Genomic DNA, 26,412 nt, shown 5'->3' with positions numbered 1-26,412 from the left:
TCGTCACGCCGCTCGAACGAACGGCCACCCCGGTCACCACCGTCCCGACGGTCGAAACCACGGTCCCGGTCACGGTCGCGGTTGAAGCCGCCCCGATCGTCACGGCGGTCACGGTCGAAGGGGCGACGGTCACGGTCGCCGTCCCGGCGGAAGCCGCCACGGTCGTCACGCCGCTCGAACGAACGGCCACCCCGGTCACCACCGTCCCGACGGTCGAAACCACGGTCCCGGTCACGGTCGCGGTTGAAGCCGCCCCGGTCATCACGGCGGTCACGGTCGAAGCCGCCCCGGTCGTCACGGCGCTCACGACGCTCGTACGAGCCCGCCGGACGCTCCCCGCGCTCGCCCTGCTCGGCCCGCTGGACGTCCTGTGCGGTCGGCTGCTCCGGCACGGAGACCTCGGCGGTCTGCGCCTCGACGGCCTTCGACGGCTCGGCGGAGACGGTGTCCTGCCGGTCCGCCGCCGCGGCGGCGGCCACTGCCGCCTCCGGGTCCTCGCCGCGCTCACGGGCGGCCCGGGCGACCAGCCGGTCGGCCTCATCGCGCAGCTCGGCCGCGCGCCGGGTGGCACGCTCCAACTGCTTGGTGAGGTGCGTGACTTCACGCTCGGCCTGCTGCGCCGCGTTCCCGGCCGACTCGGCCTGGACCTCGGTCATGGAGCGGGCGCCGGTGATGTCGGCGACCTCGGGGTCGAACGCGGCCCCGCCCTGGATGATGTGGCGCGAGGCGTCGACGCCCGCGTCCTCCATCAGCCGGAAGATCTGGCGCCGCTGGTGCGGCAGGCTGAGGGAGACCACCGTGCCCGTGCGTCCGGCACGCGCCGTACGGCCGGCGCGGTGCAGGTAGTCCTTGTGGTCCCCGGCCGGGTCCACGTTGAGCACGAGGTCGATGCCGTCGACGTGGATACCGCGGGCCGCGACGTCCGTCGCGACGAGCACATTGACGTACCCGTCCTTGAAGTCGGCCAGCGTCCGGGTACGCGCGCCCTGGGTCATGCCGCCGTGCAGCGCGTCCGCCTTCGCACCGGCGTCGCGCAGCTGCTCGGCCACGCGGTCGGCGCCGAGCTGCGTGCGCACGAAGATGATGGTCCGGCCCTTGCGAGAGGCGATGGCGGCGGTGACCGGGGCCTTGTCCTTGGGCTTCACGATCAGGATGTGGTGCGACATGGTCGTCACGGCACCCTGGGCGGCGTCGACCTCGTGGCTCACCGGGTCGGTGAGGTAGCGGTCGACGAGCGTCTGGATCTCGTTCTCCATGGTGGCGGAGAAGAGCATGCGCTGGCCGTCGGCCGGCACCTGGTCGAGCAGCTCGGTGACCTCGGGCAGGAAGCCCAGGTCGGACATCTGGTCGGCCTCGTCGAGCACGGCGATCCGCACGTCCTCGAGGGAGCAGGCGCCGCGGTTGATGATGTCGCGCAGCCGGCCCGGGGTGGCGACCAGGACGTCCACGCCGCGCTCCAGGGCGTAGATCTGGTTGCCCATGGAGGTGCCGCCGCAGACGACCTTCATCTTCAGGCCGAGGACGTCGCCGTAGGGCTGCAGCGCGTCGGCCACCTGCATGGCCAGCTCACGCGTCGGGGTGAGGATGATCGCCCGCGGCTTCTTCTTCTCGGTGTGCCCGCCGGCCAGGGTGGCGAGGGTCGGCAGACCGAAGGACAGCGTCTTGCCGGAACCCGTGCGGCCACGGCCGAGGATGTCCTTGCCGACCAGGGCGTCCGGGATGGTCGCGGCCTGGATCGGGAAGGGGACGGTGACACCGTTCTGCGCGAGCTTGCGGACGACGCCCTCGGGGAGGCCGAGATCCGCGAAGGTGATCTCGGGAGTGGTGTCCTTGTCCTCGGTCTCCTCGGACAGGACGATGTGGTCAGTGCTGGAAACAGACATGCGAAATGCGAACCTTCCGGAGTTCACGGCACGCGCCCAAACATCCGTGAAGTCGCATTCGACCGCCTCGATGCGGTCCGGCCACGGCAGGGGAGAGTACGCGCCACACGCGGCGCGTCTTTTTAGGCGCCGGGCAAATGGGATCAAACGATCTACCACCATACGCACCCGCACCCACCGAGTGCAAACCGAAACCCTCCCACCCCGGGTGACCCTCACCACACGGGCCGTGCGGGCGGAAGCCCAGGAGCCGTCCCGGCGGAACCCCCGGGCCGGCCGGGCGTACGCGAGTCCCCGCTAGACCTCCGCCGCCCCGGCCTCGGTGGCCCGTTCGCGCACCAGCAGCCGGGCGGACTGCTGCGCCGAGGAGGAGGGCTCCACGGTCGACGGAGTCGGTGACGGCGGATTGGGCTCGCTGGTCGGCGACGGCTCCTCGGTGGGAGTGGGGGTGGGAACTCCGCCCGCCGGGTCGGACGGTGCCGCACCCCCGCCCCCGCTGCCCGTCGACTGCCCGCCGCTCGGCTTGGGGTCCTTGGTCCCGGCACCGTGCCCCGACGCCGACGCGGAGGGCGAGCCCGAGGCGTCCTTGCCGGACTTCTCCGACTTCGAGGCACCGCCCTTGGCCGCCGCGCCGCCCAGGTCCCCGCCGCGGCCTCCGCCCCACGCCGATCCCCCGTCCGGGGCGCCTGCACCATGGCGCCCCGCCGAGTGCGACGGCGCAGGGCTGCCCGCGTCGTCGCCCACGCTCACACAGCCGGCGGCCGCGGCGATGGCGATCGCCGTGGCGGCCAGACGGACGGATACGTAACAGGCACGCACGGGCAGCCACCTCCGGGGCGGAGAGAAAAGTCCCCCTGCCCAACTCCCGTCACCCGCAAGAGGACACGCGCCTCGCACGGGGAGCGTCACACGTCACAGCGAGGCGAGAGCCGAGGCACGCACCAACGGGACCGCATACCGACCGTATCCGGGCATTCCACCGCCACCCGCGCCCCGCACTCACGCCGGCGCACCCCCGGCCTCAGCCGCATCCCCGCGGGCGCGCCCCCGTCTCAGCCGTACCCCAGCGCATGCAACCGGGCGTCGTCGATCCCGAAGTGGTGCGCGATCTCGTGCACCACCGTCACCTCGGTCTCCGCGACCACGTCCTCCCGCGTCTCGCACATCCGCAGGGCCGGTCCGCGGTAGATCGTGATCCGGTCCGGCAGCACGCCCGCGTACCACTCCCCGCGGTCGGTCAGCGGAGTGCCCTCGTACAGTCCGAGCAGCTCGGGGTCGTCGGCCGGCGGCTCGTCCTCGACGAACACCGCCACGTTGTCCATCAGCCGCGTCAGCTCCGGCGGGATACGGTCGAGCGCCTCGGCGACCAGTTCCTCGAACTCCTCGCGCGTCATCTCCAGCACAGGGCCATTGTCCGGTACGACACCCTCGTAGGTGAGGCGTCGGGCGTCCCGCATATCGACCTGGCGATCTGGGCATACGGCACCAATGGTCCGTGTCCGCCTCGTCCCCCGTGTGCCCGCCGCCGTCCGGAACCGCATACGAAGGGCGCCCGGCACCCTCGCCAGGTACTACCGCTCGCTCCGCCCCCACCCCACCGCCGAGCTCGTCCCTCAGCCGCACCCCTGGCTCCGGGCGCTGGGCATGGTCGCCGTCGTCCTCCTCGGCACCTGGCTCGGCCTGCTGGTCGTGGGCGACGTACGCGTACCGGTCGGGCCCGTGAACACCACCATGACCCTGCGCCCCTCACTGGCCGGCGGCACGAAGATCAATGTCTCCCCGCTCGGCGCCCTGCGCCTGGACAGCCACGAGGCCCCCGTCCGCCTCGATGTCAACGTCGACCAGCTCGACCCGGTCCGCGCCCAGGCCCTCGTCGACCACCCTGAGCGGATCTCAGGGCTCCAGCAGGAGATCACTCACGACATCGAGCACGGGACGCTCGACCTGGCCGTCCGCTCCTGTGTGGCGGTGGTCGCCGGCGCCACCACGCTGGGCCTGGTCGTCTACCGCCGCCCCCGCCGGGCCCTGGCGGCCGGCGGTCTGGCGCTCGCGCTGCTCGCCGCCTCGGGCGCGACGGCGTACGCCACCTGGAACCCCAAGTCGGTCCTCGAGCCGAAGTTCTCCGGCCTGCTCTCCTCGGCGCCCTCCCTGGTGGGCAACGCCCGGAGCATCGTCAGCGAATTCGACGTCTACCAGAAGGAGTTGGCCCGTCTGGTGACGAACGTGACCAGGCTGTACGACGTCACCTCGACCCTGCCGGCGTACGAGCCCGACCCGACGACCATCCGGGTCCTGCACGTCTCCGACATCCACCTCAACCCGGCGAGCTGGAAGATCATCGCCTCCCTGGTGCGGCAGTACGACGTCAACGTGATCGTCGACTCGGGCGACACCATGGACCACGGCTCGGCGGCGGAGAACGGCTTCCTGGATCCGATCGCGGATCTGGGCGCCCCGTACGTCTGGGTCCGGGGCAACCACGACTCGCGCACCACCCAGCACTACCTGGAGCACATGAAGAACGTGCACGTCCTGGACGACGGCAGGGCGGTCTCGGTCGCGGGCGTGCGCTTCGCCGGGATCGGCGACCCGCAGTTCACCCCCGACCGGTCCGTGGAACCAGGCGGTGACCGCGCCGAGGAACTGGCGGGCGCGCGCCTGGCCTCCGCTCTGCGCGACCAGCAGGCCGCGGGGGCGCCGGTCGACGTGGCGATCGCCCATGAGCCCACGGCCGCCCGCCAGACGGACGGCGAGGTGCCTCTGGTCCTGGCCGGCCATCTGCACCACGAGGGGATGGAGATCATGCGGTACGGCACCCGGCTGCGTATCGAGGGCTCCACGGGCGGCAGCGGGCTGCGCGCGGTCGAGCACCAGTACCCGGCGCCCATCGAGGCCTCGATCCTCTACCTGGACCGGGACACCCGCCGCCTCCAGGCGTGGGACGAGATCAGGCTCGGCGGCCTGGGGCAGACCACGGCGGAGGTGACCCGCCACCTGGCCAAGGAGAACGCGCCGGGCACCTCCCCGCCCCCCGGCCCGGCTTCCCCGGACGCCTCGTCCACGGACCGCCCCCGCGCCACGGCCACGGACCGCTCCGGCCCCGCTCCCAGCCGCTCCGGCCCCGCCCCGAGCCGCTCCCCCGGGGGCCCCAACCGCTCCGGCGCGCGCCTCACGCCGGGCACCCCCTAAACCGTTTTGGCGAACCCTCGCCCGATCCCATATGCTTCTCACGTCCCCGACGCGCTGAGAAGCGCCCAGGCGGGCCGATAGCCCTCATCGTCTAGCGGCCTAGGACGCCGCCCTTTCAAGGCGGTAGCACGGGTTCGAATCCCGTTGGGGGCACGCAACACCATGTGCGACACTGTCGTACGCGAAGCTTGGTCCTGTGGAGCAGTTTGGAGTGCTCGCCACCCTGTCAAGGTGGAGGCCGCGGGTTCAAATCCCGTCAGGACCGCTGAGGTTTCACGTGAAACCTCGTGGCTGGGTAGCTCAGTTGGTACGAGCGTCCGCCTGAAAAGCGGAAGGTCGCCGGTTCGACCCCGGCCCCAGCCACAACCGCCCTATCAGGGCATGAGCCCCTCTCCACTAAGACTGGAGAGGGGCTCTTTCGTGTCGGCGAGGGATGGCGGGAGCGGATGGGTGCCGCTGCCGGTCCCGGGCGCATCACCAGGACTCGGCCCGCAGGAACAGCAGGATCACCTCCGCGAAGAACCAGATGGAAAACACCAGACACGCAAGCCACAGCCCCCACAGGGCCCAGCGGGCCTCTCGTCGTATACGCATGAACGGATCATCCCCGAGGGGCCGGGCACGATGAGCGTGGTCGGCCGAGGTGGGCCAGCAGGCGGTCGAGTACCTGCGGGTTGCCCGACAGGGAGAAGTGGTCCACGCCCGGGTTGTCGGTGAGGCTGCAGCGGTGGCACGTAGTCGACGAGCTGTGCCTCGACCCTGGGCACGTTCGAGAAACGTGACCCCATCGGTTTCGCGGGAGCCGTCACCCCCGTGCGGCTTTCGGCGCGGCCGGCCGCGATGGGTGCAGGCCGTCATGAGAGAGCCGTGGCGATGCTTGGCATGTTCCCGCTCAGGCGCTACGTTCTGGCCGTCGACGCAACCGTGCGGGTGGGGGAGATCATGGGCGCTGACCGGGCGAAGGCCATGGGGGACGTCGAGCTGGAGAAGGACCGGGCTCGCTACGGTCTGCTCGCGGTCATCATCAGCAATCTCGCGATCGCCGGAGTCGCGATCTTCGGGGTGTGGCGCCTGGGCGGCGACAAGTCCGTGATCGTCGGCGTCCTGACCGCGGCCTTCACCGCCGTCAGCAGCATGACCACCGCGTATCTGGGCATCAAGGCCGTCTCCAACACCGCCAAGTCGATGGTCCAGGAGAGAGCGGCCCGCACCCCGGCCGCCCCGGCCGCGCCGCAGACCCCCGCCGTCCCCGCACCGACCGCACCGGCCTCCCCCGCAGCGGCCGACTGACCCGCCCCTCCTCGCAGCCGGACGGCCACTGGGCCAAGGGCGGCCACGGGAGGACGACGCCCGGCCCGACCACAGTCACCGCCGTTCTCACCGCCCGGCGAATCGCCGGACGCAAATCGTTAGCCATGAATTTCGCCAAGGTGAGATCCTGGACGGCGTATGTCTACGCATCCCGCCCCCGCCCTCGGCGCCCTCGCCCCCCGTCTGGCCCAGCTGTCCCTGCGCGACGCGCACCGTCTCGGGCGCAGGCTCGAGGGCGCGCGCAAGATCCGTAAGCCGGAGGCCAGGGCCGCCGTGCTCACCGAGATCGAGGCGGAGGTCGCCAAGGCCGAGGACCGGATGGCCGGGCGCGCCGCCCGTGTCCCCGCCGTCACCTACCCCGCGCAGCTGCCGGTCAGCCAGAAGAAGGACGACATCGCCGCGGCCATACGCGACCACCAGGTCGTGATCGTCGCCGGCGAGACCGGCTCCGGAAAGACCACCCAGATCCCCAAGATCTGTCTCGAACTCGGCCGAGGCGTCCGTGGCATGATCGGCCACACCCAGCCCCGCCGTATCGCCGCCCGGACGGTCGCCGAGCGGGTGGCCGAGGAACTGGACACGCCCCTCGGGGAGGCGGTCGGCTGGAAGGTCCGCTTCACCGACCAGGTGAACCCGGACGCCACCTTCGTCAAGCTCATGACGGACGGCATCCTGCTCGCCGAGATCCAGACGGACCGCGAGCTGCGCGCCTACGACACGATCATCATCGACGAGGCCCACGAGCGGTCCCTCAACATCGACTTCCTGCTCGGCTACCTCGCCCAGCTCCTCCCCCGGCGCCCCGACCTCAAGGTCGTCATCACCTCGGCGACGATCGACCCCGAGCGTTTCTCCCGGCACTTCGGCGACGCGCCGATCATCGAGGTCAGCGGCCGTACCTACCCCGTGGAGGTGCGCTACCGCCCCCTCCTCGAAGAGGCTGTGTCCGACTCCGGGGGCGACGACGCCGACCGCGACCAGATCACCGCGATCACGGACGCCGTCGAGGAGCTGATGGCCGAGGGCCGGGGCGACATCCTGGTCTTTCTCTCCGGAGAGCGCGAGATCCGCGACACCGCGGACGCCCTCACCAAGAAGCAGTACCCCCGCACCGCGGGCGCCGATTGGCAGAGCACCGAGATCCTGCCCCTGTACGCGCGGCTCTCCCACGCGGAGCAGCACCGCGTCTTCCAGCCGCACACCGGCCGCAGGATCGTTCTGGCCACGAACGTCGCCGAGACCTCCCTCACCGTCCCGGGCATCAAGTACGTCATCGACCCCGGCTTCGCCCGTATCTCGCGCTACAGCCACCGCACCAAGGTCCAGCGCCTGCCCATCGAGCCGGTCTCCCAGGCCAGCGCCAACCAGCGCAAGGGCCGCTGCGGCCGTACGTCGGACGGCATCTGCATCCGCCTCTACAGCGAGGAGGACTTCGAGACCCGGCCCGAGTTCACCGACGCCGAGATCCTCCGGACGAACCTGGCCTCCGTCATCCTGCAGATGACCGCGGCCGGTCTCGGCGACATCGAGAAGTTCCCCTTCATCGACCCGCCGGACCACCGCAACATCCGCGACGGCGTCCAGCTCCTCCAGGAACTGGGCGCGCTGGACGCGGACCAGAAGGACCCGCGCAAGCGCCTCACCGACACCGGCCGCAAGCTCGCCCAGCTGCCGGTCGACCCGCGCCTCGCGCGCATGGTCCTGGAGGCGGACAGGAACGGCTGTGTCCGCGAGGTCATGGTCATCGCCGCCGCGCTGTCCATCCAGGACCCGCGGGAGCGCCCGGCCGACAAGCAGGCCCAGGCCGACCAGCAGCACGCCCGGTTCAAGGACGAGACGAGCGACTTCCTCGCCTATCTCAACCTCTGGCGCTACATCCGCGAGCAGCAGAAGGAGCGCGGCTCGTCGTCGTTCCGCCGGATGTGCAAGCAGGAGTATCTGAACTTCCTGCGCATCCGCGAATGGCAGGACATCTACACCCAGCTGCGCACGGTCGCCAAGCAGATGGGCATCCATCCCAACGAGCAGGACGCCCCCGCGGACCGCGTCCACATCTCGCTGCTGGCCGGTCTGCTCTCGCACATCGGGCTGAAGGACGTGAAGGAGTCCAAGGACTCCGCCCCCGGCACCCGCAGGGACAGCGGGCGCAACGAGTACATCGGCGCCCGTAACGCCAAGTTCGCGATCTTCCCCGGCTCGTCCCTGTTCAGGAAGCCGCCGCGCCTCGTGATGTCGGCCGAGCTGGTCGAGACCTCCCGGCTGTGGGCCCGGGTCAACGCGAAGATCGAGCCGGAGTGGGTCGAGCCGCTGGCCGGCCATCTGCTCAAGCGGACGTACAGCGAACCGCACTGGGAGAAGGACCAGGCGGCCGTGATGGCGTACGAGAAGGTCACGCTGTACGGCATCCCGATCGTCGCCCAGCGGAAGGTGAACTACGGGCGGATCGACGCCGGGGCGAGCCGCGAACTGTTCATCCGCAACGCCCTCGTCGAGGGCGACTGGCGCACGCACCACAAGTTCTTCGCCGACAACCGCAGGCTCCTCACCGAGGTCGAGGAGCTGGAGCACCGCGCCCGGCGCCGGGACATCCTGGTCGACGACGAGACCCTGTTCGACTTCTACGACCAGCGGGTGCCCGACCATGTGGTGTCCGGTGCCCACTTCGACTCCTGGTGGAAGCACAAGCGGCACGAACAGCCCGACTTCCTCGACTTCGAGCGCGAGATGCTCATCAACGAGAAGGCGGGCGCGGTCACCAAGGACGACTATCCGGACTCCTGGCGTCAGGGCCGGCTGAAGTTCCCGGTCACGTACCAGTTCGAGCCGGGCGCGGACGCGGACGGTGTGACCGTCCACATCCCGCTCCAAGTCCTCAACCAGGTCACGGAGGAAGGCTTCGACTGGCAGATCCCGGGGCTGCGGGAGGAACTGGTCACCGAGCTGATCCGCTCCCTGCCCAAGCCCATCCGGCGCAACTACGTCCCGGCGCCGAACTACGCGAAGGCGTTCCTGGAGAAGGCCGCGCCCCCGGAGGGGGGCGCTCCGGCACCGTCCGTCCAGGAGCCGCTGACCACGGCGATGACGCGCGAGCTGAGACGCATGGTCGGCGTGCCCTTCGAGGCCGACGACTTCGACTGGTCCAAGGTGCCGGACCATCTGACGATCACTTTCCGGATCGTCGACGAGCGGCGCCGCAAGCTGGCCGAGGACAAGGATCTCGAAGCGCTGAAGCTCCGGCTGAAGCCGAAGGCGCGCCAGGCCCTCTCCCAGGCCGCGGCGGCCACCGCCGAGCGACAGGGCGGGGAGTCCCTGGAGCGCACGGGCCTGACGGACTGGACGATCGGCTCCCTCACCCGTGTCTTCGAGACCCGGCGGGCCGGTCAGCCGGTGAAGGCGTACCCGGCGCTGGTCGACGACGGGGACACGGTCTCCGTACGCCTCTTCGACACCGAGGAGGAGCAGGCGCAGGCGATGTGGAAGGGCACCCGCCGGCTGATCCTGCGCAACATCCCCGTCAGTCCGGCGAAGTTCGCCTCCGAGAAGCTGACGAACCAGCAGAAGCTCGGCCTGTCCGCGAACCCGCACGGCTCGATCCAGACCCTGTTCGACGACTGTGCGACGGCCGCCGCGGACCAGTTGATCGGCGACTTCGGCGGACCCGCGTGGGACGAGGAGTCGTACCGGAAGCTGTACGACAAGGTGCGGGCGGAGATCGTCGACACGACGGTCCGTACGGTCGGACAGGTGCAGCAGGTGCTGGCCGCGTGGCAGGCCTGTGAGCGCCGTCTGAAGGCCGTGCGGAGCCCGGCGCTGCTGCCGAACCTGGCGGACGTACGAGCCCAGCTGGACGCCCTCGTGAAGCCCGGCTTCGTCACGGAGACGGGCATCCGGCGGCTGCCCGACCTGATGCGCTATCTGGTCGCCGCGGACCGCCGGCTGCAGCAGATGCCGACGAACGTCCAGCGGGACACGACGCGTATGGCGAAGGTCCAAGAGATGCGCGACGAGTACGCATGGCTGCTCGAACAGCTGCCGCAGGGCCGGCCGGTCCCGCAACCGGTGCTGGACATCCGCTGGATGATCGAGGAGCTGCGCGTCAGCTACTTCGCGCACGCGCTGGGCACGGCGTACCCGGTCTCGGACAAGCGGATCGTGAAGGCCATCGACGCGGCGGCTCCGTAACGGGACGTGCACGGGGGGTGAGTTCGACCAGGGACCCACCCTCCTGTACAGTCTCTTCTCGCAGCGCACCGCACGAAGCGCCGGGGAACCGGAGCCTTCGGGCGGGCGAGCTCCCAGGTCCTGTGGAGCAGTTTGGAGTGCTCGCCACCCTGTCAAGGTGGAGGCCGCGGGTTCAAATCCCGTCAGGACCGCAGCAAAGCCCCGTATCCGTGCCGGATGCGGGGCTTCTTCGTGCCCTCGACGCGCAGGCCTCGCCGCCAACGCTCCTGCCCCTGCGGCCCGGACGAGGACCGCGCCGGCGCCACGCCCGCAGCCGCGCCTCGCGGCGCCCGGGACCGCGACGCCGACCGCGCCTCCTCCGACCAGGGTCTTGTGCACGCCTCCCGGTGGCGCCGGCGGCGGAGTTCGCCCCGGAGGCCCCTTCCGGACGCCATGCGGCCGCCGGGGCCCGCCCGTACGCCCCCGGGCCGTCTTGACGGCGTCATCTTCCGCCGGTACCCAGAACTCAGGGCCCCGCCCCCTCGGGCCCCTGGGGAGGTGGGGTATGGCGGCATCCGCTCGGCACGAGACCCGTGCCCTGCTCCGTGCCCATCTGTCCGCCGCTTCCGGGTACCGCCATCTGACCCGGCACTGCGCGATCTGCCACCATCTTCTGCGACTGGCCATGGAACCCGGCCAGCGCGGCGAGGAAGACGCCGAGACGGCGTCCGAGGAGGACCACGCCCCGACCGCGTGAACCGGCCTCCCGGCCCGGGCCAGGGGAGGTTGGCGCGGCGCCCGCATGGGCACTCCTGGACGTACGACCCACCCAACACCCGCTGCACGCAGTGGTGTTCCTCTAGCAAGGACACCATGAGCACAACAAGGCTCAGGAGGTGTGACGGGTGTCACCACATAAGTTTTGGGGACCGAGGATCTTACGCCCCTCCTACAATAGGTCAATTTAATATGTGCAATTGCACTGTCTCCTGAGGTCCCGCACAGCAGATCCGACACCCCTCCCCAGACTCCGACAAGGCCGCTCACACACCAGCCCGCACACCCCGCAGAGGGCACAAAAAAAATCGCGCTGGACCCGGCGGAGTCCAGCGCGATCGACGACGCACCCTTGTCGTGCCTCTACTGAGCTTGGGCGAGGGTCCTGTTGGGGCAGAACCCGCGTCGCTTGGAGCTGTGGTTCGGACGTCGCGGCAGGTTGGGGGACCTACCGATGTGTCCGGTATGCGGTTGTTCAGGCCTCGCTGCGCTGCTGCGGGATGCCCGCGAGCAGAGCGCGGACCTCAGCTTCGCGGTAGCGGCGATGCCCGCCGAGCGTACGAATCGACGTGAGCTTGCCGGCCTTCGCCCACCGCGTGACCGTCTTGGGGTCGACGCGGAACATCGTGGCGACCTCAGCCGGGGTCAGCAGCGGCTCGGCATCAGGGGTGCGAGCGGTCATGAGCGGCCTCCTCGGGAGAACCGAACCTTCTCGGTTCTTTCCTCTAAATTCTGCACCTTGACCCGCGTTGCCCGAAATGGCGGACGCGAGTCGAGTCGGTTATAGGACGAACGGCTTGTCCTCGGCACTACAACTACACCATCTGTCCAGCCGCGTCGGCCAAACCGATGGAATTGCCCTCCCAGGTGTTCATCAGCGACGGAAGCCGATGGACCATGCCATAGCGGACAGTCACGCCACTGTGACGATCAGTCACAGTGGCGATCAGGAGGCGCCAAACCCACCAAAGGGCGCAATGCTGCGATTCCGCCCAAAAGTGGGTTCACGTGGACAGAGAGAGCCTCCCCCGGGCTCCTTGTCCTATTTTGGCATGAGGAGGGACGTAAGACGCAAGGTCCTTGTAAGTGCTGTCCGTCACGCTTGACGGCATAAGCCCGGATCGAGGCATACGTCCCCCAGGGGAGCTGCAGTAGGTCAACCATGGGCCAAAGGTTGTGACTTCACCATGTCCTGCAGGTCACAATTCGTGCACTGGTTCCCGAAGGCCCCACCATGGGCACCGCCCTGGCCCCGGGGGCCGCCTCCCGGCGGCGGGCCGCCCTCAGTTCGCCGAGCGACGGTCCCGCACGGCCCGCCAGCGCTCCACCAGCCGTCCGTAGGCCTCCCCGGCCGCGGCCCCGTCCCCGTGCCGCAGGGCCTCGATGCCGTCGGCGACGTCCGCGGCCGAGTGGTCCCCGTCCAGCGCCGCGGGCGGCAGGACATGGACGAGCCCGCCGTAGTCCAGCTCGACCAGCGACCGCGGGTGGAACTCCTCCAGCCACCGCCCCACATCCACCAGACCGTCGATCAGCGGGCCCTCGTCGAGGGTGTCCCTCAAGGTGCGCAGCGCCCGCGCGGTGCGCCGCCGCGCCTGCACCATCGGCGTGCGGTACCGCAGCATCGGGGGAATCTCCGGCGACCCCTGGTCGTAGCGCCGCTCGGCGTCCGAGACCAGCACGAACCAGTGCAGCGGCACCTGCCAGGTCGCGGTGCGGATCCACGGGCGGGCGTCCGGGTTGCCGGCCAGCCAGCGCTCGTAGTCCTGGACGGCCTGGCGGCGCACGACCGGCGGCAGGACCGCGTCCAGGACCGGCGGCGGCAGCTCCTGCGCCAGCTCCCCCAGCGCCTGCCAGCCGCGCAGCCGGGTGCGCCACGGGCAGACGCACAGCACGCCCTCGACCTCGGTCACGAAGGCGTCACTGCTCTCGTGCACCGGCACCGCGACCGGCGGCGTGGGCACCAAGTCGGCGAGGGAGCGGCGCAGTTCGTCCTGGTACGAGGGGCGCTCGGGACGCCGGGCGTAGCGCGCCCAGTGGCTGCGCTCCGGCTCGGGGAAGGCGGCCAGCGGCTCGTACACGCGCAAGTAGGACGCATACGGCACGATCACCGAGGACACCTTGGGCACGCCTGCTCCCTCCCCAACGGACCTGACGCGAAACCCGTCCGGGTGCCGCCCGGACGAGGTCGAAAACCATTGCAAATCGTCCCACGAACCGATCCCGGTGTACTCCGGGGGAGGGTGATCCTGGGCACTGCGCGGCTGCCGGGCACCCGCACGCTCTACGCTCATGCCCACGGGAACCGCCACCCGCACGGGACCCGCCCCCAACCGCCGCTACTCCACCGGGAGTCACCACCGTGACCGACGTAACCGACGGCGTCCTGCACACCCTGTTCCGCTCGGACCAGGGAGGCCATGAACAGGTCGTGCTCTGCCAGGACCGGGCCAGTGGCCTCAAGGCCGTCATCGCGATCCACTCCACCGCCCTGGGCCCCGCGCTCGGCGGCACGCGCTTCTACCCCTACGCGACCGAGGAGGAGGCCGTCGCCGACGCGCTGAACCTCGCGCGCGGGATGTCGTACAAGAACGCCATGGCCGGGCTCGACCACGGCGGCGGCAAGGCCGTGATCATCGGCGACCCCGAGCGGATCAAGACGGACGAGCTGCTGCTCGCCTACGGCCGTTTCGTGGCCTCGCTCGGCGGGCGGTACGTCACCGCCTGCGACGTCGGCACCTATGTCGCCGACATGGACGTCGTGGCACGGGCGAACCCCTGGACCACCGGTCGCTCCCCGGAGAACGGCGGCGCGGGCGACTCCTCCGTCCTGACCGCCTACGGCGTCTTCCAGGGCATGCGGGCCTCGGCCCAGCACATGTGGGGCGACCCCACCCTGCGCGGACGCACGGTCGGTGTCGCGGGCGTCGGCAAGGTCGGGCACTACCTGGTCGAGCACCTGCTGGAGGACGGCGCCCGGGTCGTGATCACGGATGTGCGCCCGGACGCCGTGCGCCGGATCACCGAGGCGCACCCCGAGGTGGCCGTGGCCGCCGACACCGAGGACCTCATCCGTACCGAGGGTCTCGACATCTACGCGCCCTGCGCCCTCGGCGGCGCGCTCGACGACCACTCCGTGCCGGTGCTGACGGCGAAGGTGGTGTGCGGCGCGGCCAACAACCAGCTCGCGCACCCGGGCGTGGAGAAGGACCTCGCCGACCGCGGGATCCTGTACGCCCCCGACTATGTCGTCAACGCCGGCGGTGTCATCCAGGTGGCCGACGAGCTGCACGGCTTCGACTTCGACCGGTGCAAGGCCAAGGCGTCGAAGATCTTCGACACCACGCTGGCCATATTCACACGTGCGAAGGAAGACGGTATTCCGCCGGCCGCCGCGGCCGACCGGATCGCCGAGCAGCGGATGGCGGAGGCGCGGACGGGAGCCCTCGCGGAACCCCTTCCCGGGGGTGCCGCACAGCGTTGACCGGTACCCGCCGACGGGAGGTTGGAGAGAACTCTCACTCTTATCGGCGGGTCGTGCGCCAATAAGTGGTTAAAATCGGCCGTGACCAGCGAGGACGGGGCGCCTCGAGGGTTCTGAGCACACGCCCGCCTTGCGGGCGACGTACCGTATGGGCGTGGGCTCAGGTACCGTGGAAGCCCTACGGACCGGTCTCTCCGCGGAGAGCCCGTTCCGGATCATGAACGCGTGTCAAGACTCTGGGGCCGTCGAGCCCCGTCGTTGAGGGGGTCGAGCCATGGGGCGCGGCCGGGCCAAGGCCAAGCAGACGAAGGTCGCCCGCCAGCTGAAGTACAACAGCGGTGGGACGGATCTCTCACGCCTGGCCGAGGAGCTGGGCGCATCGACGTCGAACCCGTCGCCGAACGGCGACCGGTTCGAGGACGATGAGCAGGACGACGACGTGTACGCACGGTACGCCGACCTCTATGAGGACGACGACGAGGACGAGGACGACCAGTCCCCGCAGCAGCGTCGCCGCGGCGCTTGACCCTGCGCTGAACTCGCATCCGGTCCGTGACTCTGGTCACGGACCGGTTTCTCTGCGTCCGCCGGGGCTCAGCCCGCGTAGTCGCCGACCAGCTCGGCGCCCGTCGTGTGCTCACCCCTGCGGGTGATCTCGCCGGAGATCCACGCCTCGACCCCGCGGTCGGCCAGGGCGGCGAGGGCGACGTCGGCCGACTGCTCGGGGACGATCGCGATCATGCCGACGCCCATGTTCAGCGTCTTCTCCAGCTCCAGGCGCTCGACGTCGCCGGTCTTCCCGACGAGGTCGAACACCGGCGCGGGCGCCCAGGTGGACCGGTCGACGACCGCGTGCAGATCGTCCGGGATCACCCGGGCCAGGTTGGCCGCGAGCCCGCCACCGGTGACGTGGCTGAACGCGTGCACCTCGGCCGTACGGGTCAGGGCCAGGCAGTCCAGCGAGTAGATCTTCGTCGGCTCCAGCAGTTCCTCGCCCAGGGTGCGGCCGAGTTCCTCGATGTGCTGGTCGAGGCCGAGCTTCGCCCGGTCGAGAAGGACGTGCCGGACGAGCGAGTACCCGTTCGAGTGAAGTCCGGAGGCGGCCATGGCAATCACCGCGTCACCCTCACGGATGCGCTCGGCGCCGAGCAGCCCGTCGGCCTCCACAACGCCCGTACCAGCCCCCGCGACATCGAAGTCGTCCGCACCGAGGAGACCGGGGTGTTCGGCCGTCTCACCGCCCACCAGGGCGCATCCGGCCAGCACACAGCCCTCGGCGATGCCCTTCACGATCGCGGCGACGCGCTCGGGGTGCACCTTGCCGACGCAGATGTAGTCGGTCATGAACAGCGGCTCGGCACCGCACACCACGATGTCGTCCATGACCATGGCGACCAGGTCGTGGCCGATGGTGTCGTAGACGCCCATCCGACGCGCGATGTCGACCTTCGTCCCGACGCCGTCCGTGGCGGAGGCGAGCAGCGGACGCTCGTAACGCTTGAGGGCGGAGGCGTCGAAGAGGCCGGCGAAGCCGCCGAGGCCACCGAGCACCTCGGGCCGCTGCGTCTTCTTCACCCACTCCTTCATGAGCTCCACGGCGCGGTCGCCCGCTTCGATGTCGACGCCCGCTGCTGCGTAGCTGGCGCCGCCCTCGGCACTGATGGTCTCAGACATGACGATGAGAACTTTCGTGTCGTACGGCAGGTGTCACGGACGACGGATCGCGTCGGCCGCGGCCGTGGCGGCCGGACCGGCCGCCAGCTCGGTCTCCAGCAGCTGCTTGCCCAACAGCTCCGGGTCCGGCAGCTCCATCGGGTACTCCCCGTCGAAGCAGGCGCGGCACAGGTTCGGCTTCGCGATGGCGGTCGCCTCGATCATGCCGTCGAGGGAGATGTAGGCCAGGGAGTCGGCGCCCAGCGAGGTGCCGATCTCCTCGATCGTCATACCGTTGGCGATCAGTTCGGCGCGGGTGGCGAAGTCGATGCCGAAGAAGCAGGGCCACTTCACCGGCGGGGACGAGATCCGGATGTGGACCTCGGCGGCGCCCGCCTCGCGCAGCATGCGCACCAGCGCCCGCTGGGTGTTGCCGCGCACGATCGAGTCGTCCACGACGACCAGGCGCTTGCCCTTGATGACTTCCTTCAAGGGGTTCAGCTTCAGCCGGATACCGAGCTGGCGGATGGTCTGCGAGGGCTGGATGAAGGTGCGGCCGACGTACGCGTTCTTCACCAGGCCGGCCCCGAACGGGATCCCGGAAGCCTCCGCGTAACCGATCGCGGCGGGGGTCCCGGACTCGGGCGTCGCTATGACCAGATCGGCCTCGGCGGGCGCCTCCTTGGCCAGGCGGCGGCCCATCTCGACGCGCGAGAGGTAGACGTTGCGACCGGCGATGTCGGTGTCCGGGCGGGCCAGGTACACATATTCGAAGACACAGCCGCGGGGCTTCGCTTCCGCGAATCGGGAGCTGCGCAGACCGTTCTCGTCGATCGCGACGAACTCGCCGGGCTCGATCTCGCGGACGAAGCTGGCGCCCGTGATGTCGAGGGCGGCGCTCTCCGAGGCGACGACCCAGCCGCGCTCGAGGCGGCCGAGGACCAGCGGGCGGATGCCCTGCGGGTCGCGGGCCGCGTACAGGGTCTGCTCGTTCATGAAGACGAGCGAGAAGGCGCCCATGACCTGCGGAAGGACCTTGGCGGCCGCTTCCTCGACGGTCAGCGGCTTGCCGTCGTCGTCGACCTGGCCGGCCAGCAGCGCGGTGACGAGGTCGGTGTCGTTGGTGGCGGCCACCTGGGTGGCGCGGCCGTTCTCCTTGGGGAGCTCGGCGACCATCGCGGCGAGCTGCGCCGTGTTGACCAGGTTGCCGTTGTGACCGAGCGCGATGGAGCCGTGCGCCGTGGCCCTGAACGTCGGCTGGGCGTTCTCCCAGACGGAGGCACCGGTGGTCGAGTAGCGGGCATGTCCTACCGCGATATGACCCTGGAGCGAACCGAGCGAGGTCTCGTCGAAGACCTGGGAGACCAGGCCCATGTCCTTGAAGACGAGGATCTGGGAGCCGTTGCTGACCGCGATTCCCGCGGATTCCTGGCCCCGGTGCTGAAGGGCGTAGAGCCCGAAGTACGTGAGCTTTGCGACCTCTTCGCCCGGAGCCCAGACACCGAAGACGCCACACGCGTCCTGGGGGCCTTTCTCACCGGGGAGCAGATCGTGATTGAGTCGACCGTCACCACGTGGCACGGCTCCGAGTGTAGGCGAGATCGTGCACTGGTCCGAATCCGGTCATCTGTAGCGCAGGGCCTCCGGCCGCGTCGGCCGGACGGACTCATCACTCCGCGGCCGCCTGGACGCCCTTGCCGTTTTCGCTGGTCAGCGTGATCTCGCGATGGGCGAGCCGATAGGCCAGCGGCCGGGCGAGCCGCTCGGTCAGATTCTTCTCGACGCTCATGAGTGAGCCGTCGCACATCTTGCGGGTGGTCCGTGGACTGCCCAGAGTGAGGTGACGGTCCCGTACGGTCGCGGGCGCGGTGAACCGGTTGCAGCCGAGGCTGCCGGAGGCCGTGCCCGTCTTCCGGTCGAGCGTGAACCACGCCTTGCCGACGGCCGCGGTCGGCAGCGAGGAGGCGACGTCCCCGTCGACCAGTGCGGTGATCCGCCACCTGGTGCCGTGCAGGGGCGCGTCATGCTCCCTGGTCAGGCGCACCCGGTCGCCGTTCTCGGTGGTGAGAGTGAGCTTGCCGTGGTCGACGGCGGCGGCGAGCGAACGGCCGGCGAGCACCCGGGAGAAGGCCGCCTCGAAGGCCATCGGGTCCTTGGCGCAAGCCATGTCGGTGGCCTCGGCGGGGCCGAAGTCGATACGGCTGTCCCGGAATGCAACAGGCGCGCCGAAACCGTTGCAGCCGTAGTTGCCATGGGCCCGGCCGTGGTCGTCGATCCGGAGGTACGCGCCGTCGGGGGCCTTCCGGGTGGTGCCGCCGGAGGTGAGGCTGTCCACCCGCCAGTGGACGCCGGTGACGGACGGGTCGGTGCGCCGGGCGACGGAACCGCTGCCGCCGTCCGAGGCGGATCCGGTGCCGCAGGCCACGGCGAGGGGGAGCAGGGTCAGCACGGTGAGGGTCAGTCGGTGCTTGTCCATGGGGGTGGGACGGGCGGGGCTCAGGCACGGTTCCACGGCCGCACCCGGCCGGGTCAGGTCATCAGGGGCAGCAGGGGACCGAGATCGGCCCGTTCACCGCTCGCGCTGACCTTGGCGTCGGCGAGAGCGAGGTCCCATGCGGTACGGCCCGTCGCCAGCCGGATCCAGGTCAGCGGGTCGGTCTCGACGACGTTCGGCGGGGTGCCGCGGGTGTGGCGGGGACCCTCGACGCACTGCACGACGGCGAAGGGCGGAACGCGCACCTCGGTCGAGGCGCCCGGCGCCTTGGCCGCGAGCGCGTCGGCGAGCAACCGGGTGCAGGCGGCGAGAGCCTGACGGTCGTACGGGATGTCGAGACCCTGGACGGCGTCGTTCAGGTCGTCGGTGTGCACGACGAGTTCGACGGCGCGGGTGACGAGGTAGTCGACCAGCGGCATGGCGCCCGCGTCGGTGTCGAGCAGCCGGGTGGCGGGCGGCTGCGCGAGGCGCTGTGTGACGTGCTCCTCCGTGTCGGCGAGGAAGACGTCGAGATCGGGGTGCTGCCCGGCCGGTGCGCGGGAGATACCGGCGAGGGCGCCGGAGTCTGCGGGGGCGGCGAACGGCCAGTCGAGGACGGTGGCGTTCTGCCGGGCCGGCTCCGGCTTGTCGAGGAAGCGGCCGACGGCCTGGAGGGCCATGCCGAGGTGCGCGACCAGTTCCCCTACGGTCCGGTCCCCGAGCCGGGTGGGGAGCGCGAGTTGGGCGGGGGTGAGGGTTCCCACGGCTTCCCGTACGTTCCCGAACTGGGCGAGGACCGCGGCACGGGTCCTCGCCGGGTCGTAGGTGCGGGCGCGCTTCTTGGCCGGGGGCATGGTGGTGAGCCTATGCCTTCACCGCGCGCCCGCTCAGCCTTCGGCGACGAGGTCCGGGGCGCGGACCGGGCGTACGGCCGGGTGAAGCCCCGCCCGGCTGGGCGGGGCCGTCACCGTCCTGGACCGCTCACACGAGCAGCGCCGGAATGGTCTCCTCGTGGGCCTTCCGCAGCTCCGTCAGCGGCAGCTCGAACTCGCCCTGGAGTTCCACCGTGTCACCGTCCACGACACCGATGCGGGTGACGGGCAGACCGCGCGCACCGCACATGTCGTTGAAGCGGACCTCCTCGGAGCGCGGCACCGCGACGATCGCGCGGCCCGCCGACTCGGAGAAGAGGAAGGTGAACGCGTCGAGCCCGTCCGGCACGATCAGCCGCGCACCCTTGCCTCCGAGCAGCGCCGACTCGACCACGGCCTGGATCAGACCGCCGTCGGACAGGTCGTGCGCGGAGTCGATCATGCCGTCGCGGGAGGCGGAGATCAGGATCTCGCCCAGGAGCCGCTCCCGCTCCAGGTCGACCTGCGGCGGCAGACCGCCGAGGTGCTCGTGGACGACCTGCGACCAGGCCGAACCGCCGAACTCCTCACGGGTGTCGCCGAGCAGGTAGAGGAGCTGGCCCTCCTCCTGGAAGGCGACCGGGGTACGGCGGGCGACATCGTCGATGACACCCAGCACCGCCACGACCGGGGTCGGGTGGATGGCCACCTCGCCCGTCTGGTTGTACAGGGAGACATTGCCGCCGGTCACCGGAGTGCCCAACTGCAGACAGGCGTCCGCGAGTCCGCGGACGGCCTCCGCGAACTGCCACATGACGGCCGGGTCCTCGGGCGAGCCGAAGTTCAGGCAGTCGGAGACGGCGAGCGGCTTGGCGCCCGTGGTGGCCACGTTCCGGTACGCCTCGGCGAGCGCGAGCTGCGCGCCCGCGTACGGGTCGAGCTTCGCGTACCGCCCGTTGCCGTCGGTCGCGATGGCGACACCGAGCCCGGACGTCTCGTCGATACGGATCATCCCGGAGTCCTCGGGCTGGGCGAGGACCGTGTTGCCCTGGACGAAGTGGTCGTACTGAGAGGTGATCCACTTCTTGGACGCCTGGTTGGGGGACGCCACCAGCCGCAGGACCTGGTCCTTCAGTTCCTCGGACGTCTTGGGCCGCGGCAGCTTGTTCGCGTCGTCGGCCTGGAGCGCGTCCTGCCACTCGGGACGGGCGTACGGACGCTCGTAGACCGGGCCCTCGTGCGCGACCGTGCGCGGGTCGACGTCGACGATCTTCTCGCCGTGCCAGTAGATCTCCAGCCGGTCCCCGTCCGTCACCTCACCGATGACGGTGGCGATGACGTCCCACTTCGCGCAGATCTCCAGGAACCGGTCGACCTTCTCCGGCTCGACGACCGCGCACATCCGTTCCTGCGACTCGCTCATGAGGATCTCCTCCGGCGAGAGCGTGGAGTCGCGCAGCGGTACGTCGTCCAGGGTGACGCTCATCCCGCCGGAGCCGTTGGAGGCGAGCTCGGAGGTCGCGCAGGACAGACCGGCGGCACCGAGGTCCTGGATGCCGACGACCAGCTTCTCCTGGAAGGCCTCCAGGGTGCACTCGATGAGCAGCTTCTCCTGGAAGGGGTCGCCGACCTGGACGGCGGGGCGCTTCGACGGCTTGGCGTCGTCGAAGGTCTCGGAGGCGAGGATCGAGGCGCCGCCGATGCCGTCGCCGCCGGTGCGGGCGCCGTACAGGACGACCTTGTTGCCCGCGCCGGAGGCCTTCGCGAGGTGGATGTCCTCGTGCCGCATCACACCGATGGCGCCCGCGTTGACCAGCGGGTTGCCCTGGTAGCAGGAGTCGAAGACGACCTCGCCGCCGATGTTGGGCAGGCCGAGGCAGTTGCCGTAGCCGCCGATGCCGGCGACGACGCCCGGCAGGACGCGCTTGGTGTCGGGGTGGTCGGCCGCGCCGAAGCGCAGCGGGTCGACGACGGCCACCGGCCGCGCGCCCATCGCGATGATGTCGCGGACGATGCCGCCGACACCGGTCGCGGCGCCCTGGTAGGGCTCCACATAGGACGGATGGTTGTGCGACTCGACCTTGAAGGTCACCGCGTAGCCCTGGCCGACGTCGACGACACCGGCGTTCTCGCCGATACCGACGAGCAGCGCGTCGGACTGGGGGGCCTTCTCACCGAACTGACGGAGATGGACCTTGGAGGACTTGTACGAGCAGTGCTCGGACCACATGACCGAGTACATGGCGAGCTCGGCGCCGGTGGGGCGGCGGCCCAGGATCTCGACGACCCGCTCGTACTCGTCCTTCTTCAGGCCGAGTTCGGCCCAGGGCAGCTCGACGTCGGGGGTCGCGGTCGCGTGCTCGACCGTGTCCAGAGGCGTCCGGCTCATGCGCCCACCAGCTTCTTGAGGATCGACGTGAAGAACGGGAGCCCGTCGGTACGGCCGGTACCGATCAGCGGCTCGACGGCGTGCTCCGGGTGCGGCATGAGGCCGACGACGTTCCCGGCCTCGTTGGTGATGCCGGCGATGTCGCGGAGCGAGCCGTTCGGGTTGAAGTCCAGGTAGCGGAAGACGACCCGGCCCTCGGCCTCCAGCTTGTCGAGCGTGTACTCGTCGGCGACGTACCGGCCGTCCATGTTCTTCAGCGGGATGTGGATGTCCTGACCGGCGGTGTAGTCGCTGGTCCAGGACGTCTCCGCGTTCTCCACCCGCAGCTTCTGGTCGCGGCAGATGAAGTGGAGGTGGTCGTTGCCGAGCATCCCGCCCGGGAGGAGGTGGGCCTCGGTGAGGATCTGGAAGCCGTTGCAGATGCCGAGGACCGGCAGACCGGTCTTCGCCTGCTCGATGACGGTCTCCATCACCGGCGAGAACCGGGAGATGGCACCGGCGCGCAGATAGTCGCCGTAGGAGAAACCGCCGGGCAGCACCACGGCGTCGACCTGCTTGAGGTCCTTGTCCTTGTGCCAGAGGGCGACGGGTTCGGCGCCGGCGAGGCGGATCGCGCGCTGTGTGTCCCGGTCGTCGAGGCTTCCCGGAAAAGTGACGACGCCAATACGAGCGGTCACTTGGCGGCCTCCGCCACTTCCTCCACCTTGACGGTGAAGTCCTCGATCACGGTGTTGGCGAGGAAGGATTCCGCGAGCTCGTGGATGCGGGCGAGCGCGGCGTCGTCGACCGGGCCGTCCACCTCGAGTTCGAATCGCTTTCCCTGACGTACATCGGAGATGCCTTCGAAACCGAGCCGCGGCAGGGCGCGCTGGACCGCCTGGCCCTGGGGGTCGAGGATCTCCGGCTTGAGCATGACGTCGACTACGACGCGTGCCACTGGCACTCCCGGTGTGTGGTGCTGAGCAGGTTCCTTCAGACTACCCGCACAAAATTTCTACTCGCGTAGATTCGTAGCTTCCTACGTGAGCCCCGTCACGATCGCGCAACGCCGAGCGGCCTCCACACGGAAAATCCTCGGAAAAACCGCAGAAGAGCGCGGCAGAGCATTGCCTGGTGGACACGCGGGCGTATTCAGTCGGTCTTCACAATGCAATGCCGGGCACTGTACAAAGGAAATGGCAATAGCCGATACTTTGCCCAATTACTGCCGGACAGTCGACATCTCCCCGGCATCCCCGGACGTCCGCGCACGTCATGGCGGATGAGCGCGGAGGTGCCGCACGAAGGGACCGATATTCGTGGCGCAGCGTGTCGTGGTCACTCTCTTTGACGACATCGACGGCTCAGAAGCGGCGGAAACGATCGTCTTCGGACTGGACGGCAAGTCGTACGAGATCGACCTCAATCAAGCCAATGCCAAGAAACTGCGTAAGGCGCTGGCACCCTACGTCGAGGCCGGCCGCAAGAAGGCCAAGTCCGGCAAGGCGTACACCCACACGGCGTTGACCCCGGACCCGGCCGCCGTCCGCGCCTGGGCCCGTTCCAACAAGATGGACGTGCCGCCGCGGGGGCGTATCCCGAAGAAGGTCTACGAGGCGTTCGCCGAAGCGCACTGAGCGGTGGCGGGCGGTCGGGGGCGCCGGAGCGTTCGGGGCATCGGAGCGTTCAGGGCGTCGGCGCCTTGAGGGGCGCCGGCGCATCCGCCGGGGTGCCGAACTGTTCACCGGGCGCGGTGAGCTGCCGGGGCTGGTGTGGCGGCCGGGGTTGATGTGACCGTCGAGGTGACGCTCCCTGCCGGGGTTTCCGTGGCGGTCGAGGTGACCGTCCCCGCTGGAGACTGCCGTGGCGGCCGGGGTGGCGTGCGGCGGCCGCCATCGCGCCCCGCTCGCAACCGACTTGCGTTGCACCCCAGGTGATCAGCTAAAGTCTGGAGCACGCCGAGGGGCAAGGCCGAAAGGTCGAGACCCGAGGAGTCACGCGGGTGTAGTTCAGTAGCAGAACACCCCCTTTCCAAGGGGGAGGCGCAGTGTGCAATCCCTGTCACCCGCTCCACAGCACCGGCTCAACCAGTCTTCTGGATCAGGTAAGCTGGTGCTTGCACCGATCGGTGAGAGCCGGTCGGAGGCAATGCGGACGTAGCTCAGTTGGTAGAGCGCAACCTTGCCAAGGTTGAGGTCGCGAGTTCGAGCCTCGTCGTCCGCTCCACGGAGCAAAGGCCCCGGTCAGTCGACCGGGGCCTTTCTCGTGTGCGTGTCCGTAGCGGCATGGGGCGCGACGGGTGTCTGACATTTGTCATGCCGAGTGATGACATCGCGCACTGCCGACGGTCTCGGTACGCCGGGACGCTGGAAGCATGAACGCGAACGAGCGTGACGAAGTGATTCAGGTCACGGACCTGCGTCGAGTGTACGGAGGCGGCTTCGAAGCCGTGCGCGGCATCACCCTCTCGGTGGCCCGCGGCGAGCTCTTCGCGCTCCTCGGCACCAACGGGGCGGGCAAGACCTCGACGGTGGAGCTGCTGGAGGGTCTCGCACCGCCGACCGGTGGCCGGGTGCGGATCCTGGGACACGATCCGTACGAGGAGCGGGCGGCCGTGCGCCCCAGAATCGGAGTGATGCTCCAGGAGGGCGGCTTCCCCTCGGAGTTGACGGTCACGGAGACCGCCAGAATGTGGGCCGGCTGCACAAGCGGCGCCCGCCCCACGGACGAGGCACTGGAACTGGTCGGCCTCGCCCACCGCTCGGGCGTCCGGGTGAAGCAGCTGTCCGGGGGCGAGAAGCGACGCCTGGATCTCGCACTCGCGCTCCTCGGCCGCCCCGAGATCCTCTTCCTGGACGAGCCGACCACGGGCTTGGACGCCGAAGGACGCATGCGCACCTGGGAACTGGTCCGGGAGCTGCGCGCCGACGGCACCACGGTCCTGCTCACCACGCACTATCTGGAAGAGGCGGAGGAGCTGGCCGACCGGCTCGCGATACTGCACGAGGGACGCATCGCCGTCTCCGGCACCCCGGCCGAGGTGACAGCCGCCCAGCCGTCCCGGATGTCCTTCGAGCTTCCCGAGGGGTACTTCCTCGGGGACCTGCCGCCCCTTCGGGAACTCGGCGTCACAGGGCACGAGACCGCCGGCCGCACGGTCCGCCTCCGAACGCACGAGCTGCAACGCACCGCCACCGCCCTGCTGCTCTGGGCCGAGCGCACCCATGTCGAGCTGCGCTCGCTCGACATCCGCTCGGCCTCCCTCGAGGAGGCGTTTCTGCACATCGCCCGTGAGGCGAGGGAGGACACCGGCCGAACACGCCACGACGGGCCACGAGACGACAGGGCCGCGCGCACAGCGGCGGACAAGGAGGCGGCGGCATGAGCGGCGTCGCGACCACCACACCCGCCGCACGACTCGGCGCCCTCGCCCGCGCCGAGCTGAGTCTCCTCGGACGCAACAAGAGCGTGATCACCACGGCGGTGCTCGTGCCGTCGGCCCTGCCTCTCGCCACACGGCCCGCGGTCGAGCAGATGGCCCGCAAGGCCGGCGGGCTCACACCCGGCACGATGATGATCACCGCCGCGATCGGCTTCTCCTTGCTCTTCGCGGTGTACGCGGCCCTGGTCAGCACCTATGTGGCACGCCGGGAGGAACTGGTCCTCAAGCGGCTGCGCACCGGGGAGCTCACCGACCGCGAGATCCTCGTCGGGTCCGCACTGCCCGCCGTGTCCATCGGCGTCGTGCAGTGCGTGCTCCTGACCATCGGCTGCATGGCCTTCCTCGACGCCGGGGCGCCCCGAGCACCCCATCTCGCCCTCCTGGGACTGCTGTCGGGTCTGATGCTGTGCGCGGCGCTGGCCGCGCTCACCGCGACCTTCAGCAGATCCGTCGAGAGCGCACAGGTCACGGCGCTGCCGCTGCTGTGCGTGTCAATGCTCGGCTCCGGCATCGCCATCCCGCCCGACCTCCTCCCCCACCGTGTCGCCTCCCTCTGCGAACTGCTGCCGCTGTCACCGGCGATGCGCCTGATACGCGGCGGCTGGACAGGCGGCCTCCCCGCACACGAGGCCCTGAGCGCCGGCGCGATGGCGGTGGCCTGGACTGTGCTCGCGGTGTTTGCTGTACGACGGTGGTTCCGCTGGGAGCCCCGGCACTGATCCCGGCCCGGTACCCGCCAGGACCAGGCGGAGGGGCACTCGCGCCGGAACCGGACGGGGACAAGACATGAGGAGCAGGCGGTCATACGACGACCGCAGCTGAT

The 26,412-nt window shown here is 70.0% G+C and carries 21 protein-coding genes and 6 tRNA genes; 15 read left to right on the top strand and 12 right to left on the bottom strand.

The features are described 5' to 3' along the window. The 3 genes from AB0L95_RS08275 to AB0L95_RS08265 form a co-directional block, all read right to left on the bottom strand. On the bottom strand, positions 1–1,883 hold a 1,883-nt coding region (locus tag AB0L95_RS08275), incomplete at its 3' end, for a DEAD/DEAH box helicase (RefSeq protein WP_365158723.1). 297 nt (positions 1,884–2,180) lie between these two features. Then, the gene (locus tag AB0L95_RS08270) at positions 2,181–2,702 is read right to left on the bottom strand and encodes a hypothetical protein (protein ID WP_365158720.1); all 522 of its coding nucleotides are present in this window, start codon (positions 2,700–2,702) and stop codon (positions 2,181–2,183) included. Between the two features lie 233 nt (positions 2,703–2,935). Then, complete coding sequence (locus tag AB0L95_RS08265) at positions 2,936–3,286, bottom strand: metallopeptidase family protein (protein WP_365158718.1); 351 nt, start codon at positions 3,284–3,286, stop codon at positions 2,936–2,938. A gap of 85 nt (positions 3,287–3,371) precedes the next feature. Between AB0L95_RS08265 and AB0L95_RS08260 the strand changes: the two genes are divergently transcribed. The 8 genes from AB0L95_RS08260 to AB0L95_RS08225 all read left to right on the top strand — a co-directional run bounded on the left by AB0L95_RS08260 (position 3,372) and on the right by AB0L95_RS08225 (position 11,301). Next, positions 3,372–5,072: a metallophosphoesterase gene (locus tag AB0L95_RS08260; protein ID WP_365158715.1), complete on the top strand. Its 1,701-nt coding sequence runs from the start codon at positions 3,372–3,374 to the stop codon at positions 5,070–5,072. A gap of 80 nt (positions 5,073–5,152) precedes the next feature. Beyond that, positions 5,153–5,225: transfer RNA gene (locus AB0L95_RS08255), tRNA-Glu, on the top strand. Positions 5,226–5,262: 37 nt separating this feature from the next. After that, positions 5,263–5,337, top strand: a tRNA-Asp gene (locus AB0L95_RS08250). Positions 5,338–5,361: 24 nt separating this feature from the next. Beyond that, a tRNA-Phe gene (locus tag AB0L95_RS08245) sits at positions 5,362–5,435 on the top strand. 603 nt (positions 5,436–6,038) lie between these two features. Continuing rightward, positions 6,039–6,362: a hypothetical protein gene (locus AB0L95_RS08240; protein WP_365158779.1), complete on the top strand. Its 324-nt coding sequence runs from the start codon at positions 6,039–6,041 to the stop codon at positions 6,360–6,362. Positions 6,363–6,521: 159 nt separating this feature from the next. Further along, the gene (gene hrpA, locus AB0L95_RS08235; RefSeq protein WP_365158713.1) at positions 6,522–10,565 is read left to right on the top strand and encodes an ATP-dependent RNA helicase HrpA; all 4,044 of its coding nucleotides are present in this window, start codon (positions 6,522–6,524) and stop codon (positions 10,563–10,565) included. A gap of 116 nt (positions 10,566–10,681) precedes the next feature. Beyond that, a tRNA-Asp gene (locus AB0L95_RS08230) sits at positions 10,682–10,756 on the top strand. Positions 10,757–11,109: 353 nt separating this feature from the next. After that, entirely contained in the window at positions 11,110–11,301 is a 192-nt protein-coding gene (locus AB0L95_RS08225; protein ID WP_365158710.1) for a DUF6274 family protein, read from the top strand. A 495-nt stretch (positions 11,302–11,796) separates the two neighbouring features. On the opposite strand, the gene bldC is transcribed toward AB0L95_RS08225, so the two are convergent. Together bldC and AB0L95_RS08215 are read right to left on the bottom strand one after the other, a co-directional pair. Next, positions 11,797–12,003 (bottom strand): developmental transcriptional regulator BldC, encoded by a 207-nt coding sequence (gene bldC, locus AB0L95_RS08220; RefSeq protein ID WP_003949541.1) that lies wholly within the window; start codon positions 12,001–12,003, stop codon positions 11,797–11,799. A 601-nt stretch (positions 12,004–12,604) separates the two neighbouring features. After that, positions 12,605–13,447, bottom strand: a complete 843-nt coding sequence (locus tag AB0L95_RS08215) for a hypothetical protein (protein ID WP_365158708.1) — start codon at positions 13,445–13,447, stop codon at positions 12,605–12,607. Positions 13,448–13,680: 233 nt separating this feature from the next. On the opposite strand from AB0L95_RS08215, the gene AB0L95_RS08210 reads away from it, so the two are divergent. After that, positions 13,681–14,802 (top strand): Glu/Leu/Phe/Val dehydrogenase dimerization domain-containing protein, encoded by a 1,122-nt coding sequence (locus AB0L95_RS08210; RefSeq protein ID WP_365158705.1) that lies wholly within the window; start codon positions 13,681–13,683, stop codon positions 14,800–14,802. Positions 14,803–15,076: 274 nt separating this feature from the next. Beyond that, the gene (locus AB0L95_RS08205) at positions 15,077–15,328 is read left to right on the top strand and encodes a DUF3073 domain-containing protein (protein ID WP_365158703.1); all 252 of its coding nucleotides are present in this window, start codon (positions 15,077–15,079) and stop codon (positions 15,326–15,328) included. A gap of 68 nt (positions 15,329–15,396) precedes the next feature. Here the strand turns inward: AB0L95_RS08205 and purM are convergent, their stop codons facing one another. The 7 genes from purM to purS all read right to left on the bottom strand — a co-directional run bounded on the left by purM (position 15,397) and on the right by purS (position 23,105). After that, complete coding sequence (gene purM, locus AB0L95_RS08200) at positions 15,397–16,476, bottom strand: phosphoribosylformylglycinamidine cyclo-ligase (RefSeq protein WP_365158700.1); 1,080 nt, start codon at positions 16,474–16,476, stop codon at positions 15,397–15,399. A 33-nt stretch (positions 16,477–16,509) separates the two neighbouring features. Continuing rightward, positions 16,510–18,036: an amidophosphoribosyltransferase gene (gene purF / locus AB0L95_RS08195; protein WP_365158697.1), complete on the bottom strand. Its 1,527-nt coding sequence runs from the start codon at positions 18,034–18,036 to the stop codon at positions 16,510–16,512. A gap of 88 nt (positions 18,037–18,124) precedes the next feature. Further along, on the bottom strand, positions 18,125–18,931 hold the full coding sequence (locus tag AB0L95_RS08190; RefSeq protein ID WP_365158694.1) for an META domain-containing protein: 807 nt from the start codon (positions 18,929–18,931) through the stop codon (positions 18,125–18,127). A gap of 53 nt (positions 18,932–18,984) precedes the next feature. Beyond that, complete coding sequence (locus AB0L95_RS08185) at positions 18,985–19,782, bottom strand: sterol carrier family protein (protein ID WP_365158692.1); 798 nt, start codon at positions 19,780–19,782, stop codon at positions 18,985–18,987. 127 nt (positions 19,783–19,909) lie between these two features. After that, entirely contained in the window at positions 19,910–22,168 is a 2,259-nt protein-coding gene (gene purL, locus AB0L95_RS08180) for a phosphoribosylformylglycinamidine synthase subunit PurL (protein ID WP_365158689.1), read from the bottom strand. Further along, entirely contained in the window at positions 22,165–22,845 is a 681-nt protein-coding gene (gene purQ / locus AB0L95_RS08175) for a phosphoribosylformylglycinamidine synthase subunit PurQ (protein ID WP_365158686.1), read from the bottom strand. Before purQ ends, purL begins: the two co-directional genes overlap by 4 nt. Then, positions 22,842–23,105 carry a phosphoribosylformylglycinamidine synthase subunit PurS gene (purS, locus tag AB0L95_RS08170; RefSeq protein WP_108956272.1) on the bottom strand — a complete coding sequence of 88 codons (264 nt, stop codon included), beginning with the start codon at positions 23,103–23,105 and terminating at the stop codon, positions 22,842–22,844. Before purS ends, purQ begins: the two co-directional genes overlap by 4 nt. A 361-nt stretch (positions 23,106–23,466) precedes the next feature. Between purS and AB0L95_RS08165 the strand changes: the two genes are divergently transcribed. The 5 genes from AB0L95_RS08165 (at position 23,467) to AB0L95_RS08145 (ending at position 26,308) form a co-directional block, all read left to right on the top strand. Then, on the top strand, positions 23,467–23,784 hold the full coding sequence (locus AB0L95_RS08165; protein WP_351230561.1) for an Lsr2 family protein: 318 nt from the start codon (positions 23,467–23,469) through the stop codon (positions 23,782–23,784). 361 nt (positions 23,785–24,145) lie between these two features. Then, a tRNA-Gly gene (locus AB0L95_RS08160) sits at positions 24,146–24,220 on the top strand. A gap of 77 nt (positions 24,221–24,297) precedes the next feature. Further along, positions 24,298–24,373: transfer RNA gene (locus AB0L95_RS08155), tRNA-Gly, on the top strand. Between the two features lie 148 nt (positions 24,374–24,521). Then, positions 24,522–25,532, top strand: coding sequence for an ABC transporter ATP-binding protein (locus AB0L95_RS08150; protein ID WP_365158683.1), 1,011 nt, complete (start codon positions 24,522–24,524; stop codon positions 25,530–25,532). Then, a complete protein-coding gene (locus AB0L95_RS08145; RefSeq protein ID WP_365158680.1) occupies positions 25,529–26,308 on the top strand; it encodes an ABC transporter permease in 780 nt (259 codons plus the stop codon). The genes AB0L95_RS08150 and AB0L95_RS08145 overlap by 4 nt, the downstream gene beginning before the upstream one ends. Positions 26,309–26,412 lie beyond the last annotated feature (104 nt).

Origin of the sequence: Streptomyces sp. NPDC052036 (assembly GCF_040680495.1) — a bacterium.
Lineage (GTDB): Bacteria > Actinomycetota > Actinomycetes > Streptomycetales > Streptomycetaceae > Streptomyces.
Note: the sequence above shows the minus strand (reverse complement) of the source record. Positions and strands in the feature narration are given on the sequence as shown.

What these genes read in the sequence shown, in the direction of transcription:
- AB0L95_RS08260 (WP_365158715.1), top strand. Translation starts at nt 3,372, where the DNA reads ATGGTCCGTGTCCGCCTCGTCCCCCGTGTGCCCGCCGCCGTCCGGAAC.
- AB0L95_RS08240 (WP_365158779.1), top strand. Translation starts at nt 6,039, where the DNA reads ATGGGGGACGTCGAGCTGGAGAAGGACCGGGCTCGCTACGGTCTGCTC.
- hrpA (WP_365158713.1), top strand. Translation starts at nt 6,522, where the DNA reads ATGTCTACGCATCCCGCCCCCGCCCTCGGCGCCCTCGCCCCCCGTCTG.
- AB0L95_RS08225 (WP_365158710.1), top strand. Translation starts at nt 11,110, where the DNA reads ATGGCGGCATCCGCTCGGCACGAGACCCGTGCCCTGCTCCGTGCCCAT.
- bldC (WP_003949541.1), bottom strand. Translation starts at nt 12,003, where the DNA reads ATGACCGCTCGCACCCCTGATGCCGAGCCGCTGCTGACCCCGGCTGAG.
- AB0L95_RS08205 (WP_365158703.1), top strand. Translation starts at nt 15,077, where the DNA reads ATGGGGCGCGGCCGGGCCAAGGCCAAGCAGACGAAGGTCGCCCGCCAG.
- purM (WP_365158700.1), bottom strand. Translation starts at nt 16,476, where the DNA reads ATGTCTGAGACCATCAGTGCCGAGGGCGGCGCCAGCTACGCAGCAGCG.
- AB0L95_RS08190 (WP_365158694.1), bottom strand. Translation starts at nt 18,931, where the DNA reads ATGGACAAGCACCGACTGACCCTCACCGTGCTGACCCTGCTCCCCCTC.
- AB0L95_RS08185 (WP_365158692.1), bottom strand. Translation starts at nt 19,782, where the DNA reads ATGCCCCCGGCCAAGAAGCGCGCCCGCACCTACGACCCGGCGAGGACC.
- purL (WP_365158689.1), bottom strand. Translation starts at nt 22,168, where the DNA reads ATGAGCCGGACGCCTCTGGACACGGTCGAGCACGCGACCGCGACCCCC.
- AB0L95_RS08150 (WP_365158683.1), top strand. Translation starts at nt 24,522, where the DNA reads ATGAACGCGAACGAGCGTGACGAAGTGATTCAGGTCACGGACCTGCGT.
- AB0L95_RS08145 (WP_365158680.1), top strand. Translation starts at nt 25,529, where the DNA reads ATGAGCGGCGTCGCGACCACCACACCCGCCGCACGACTCGGCGCCCTC.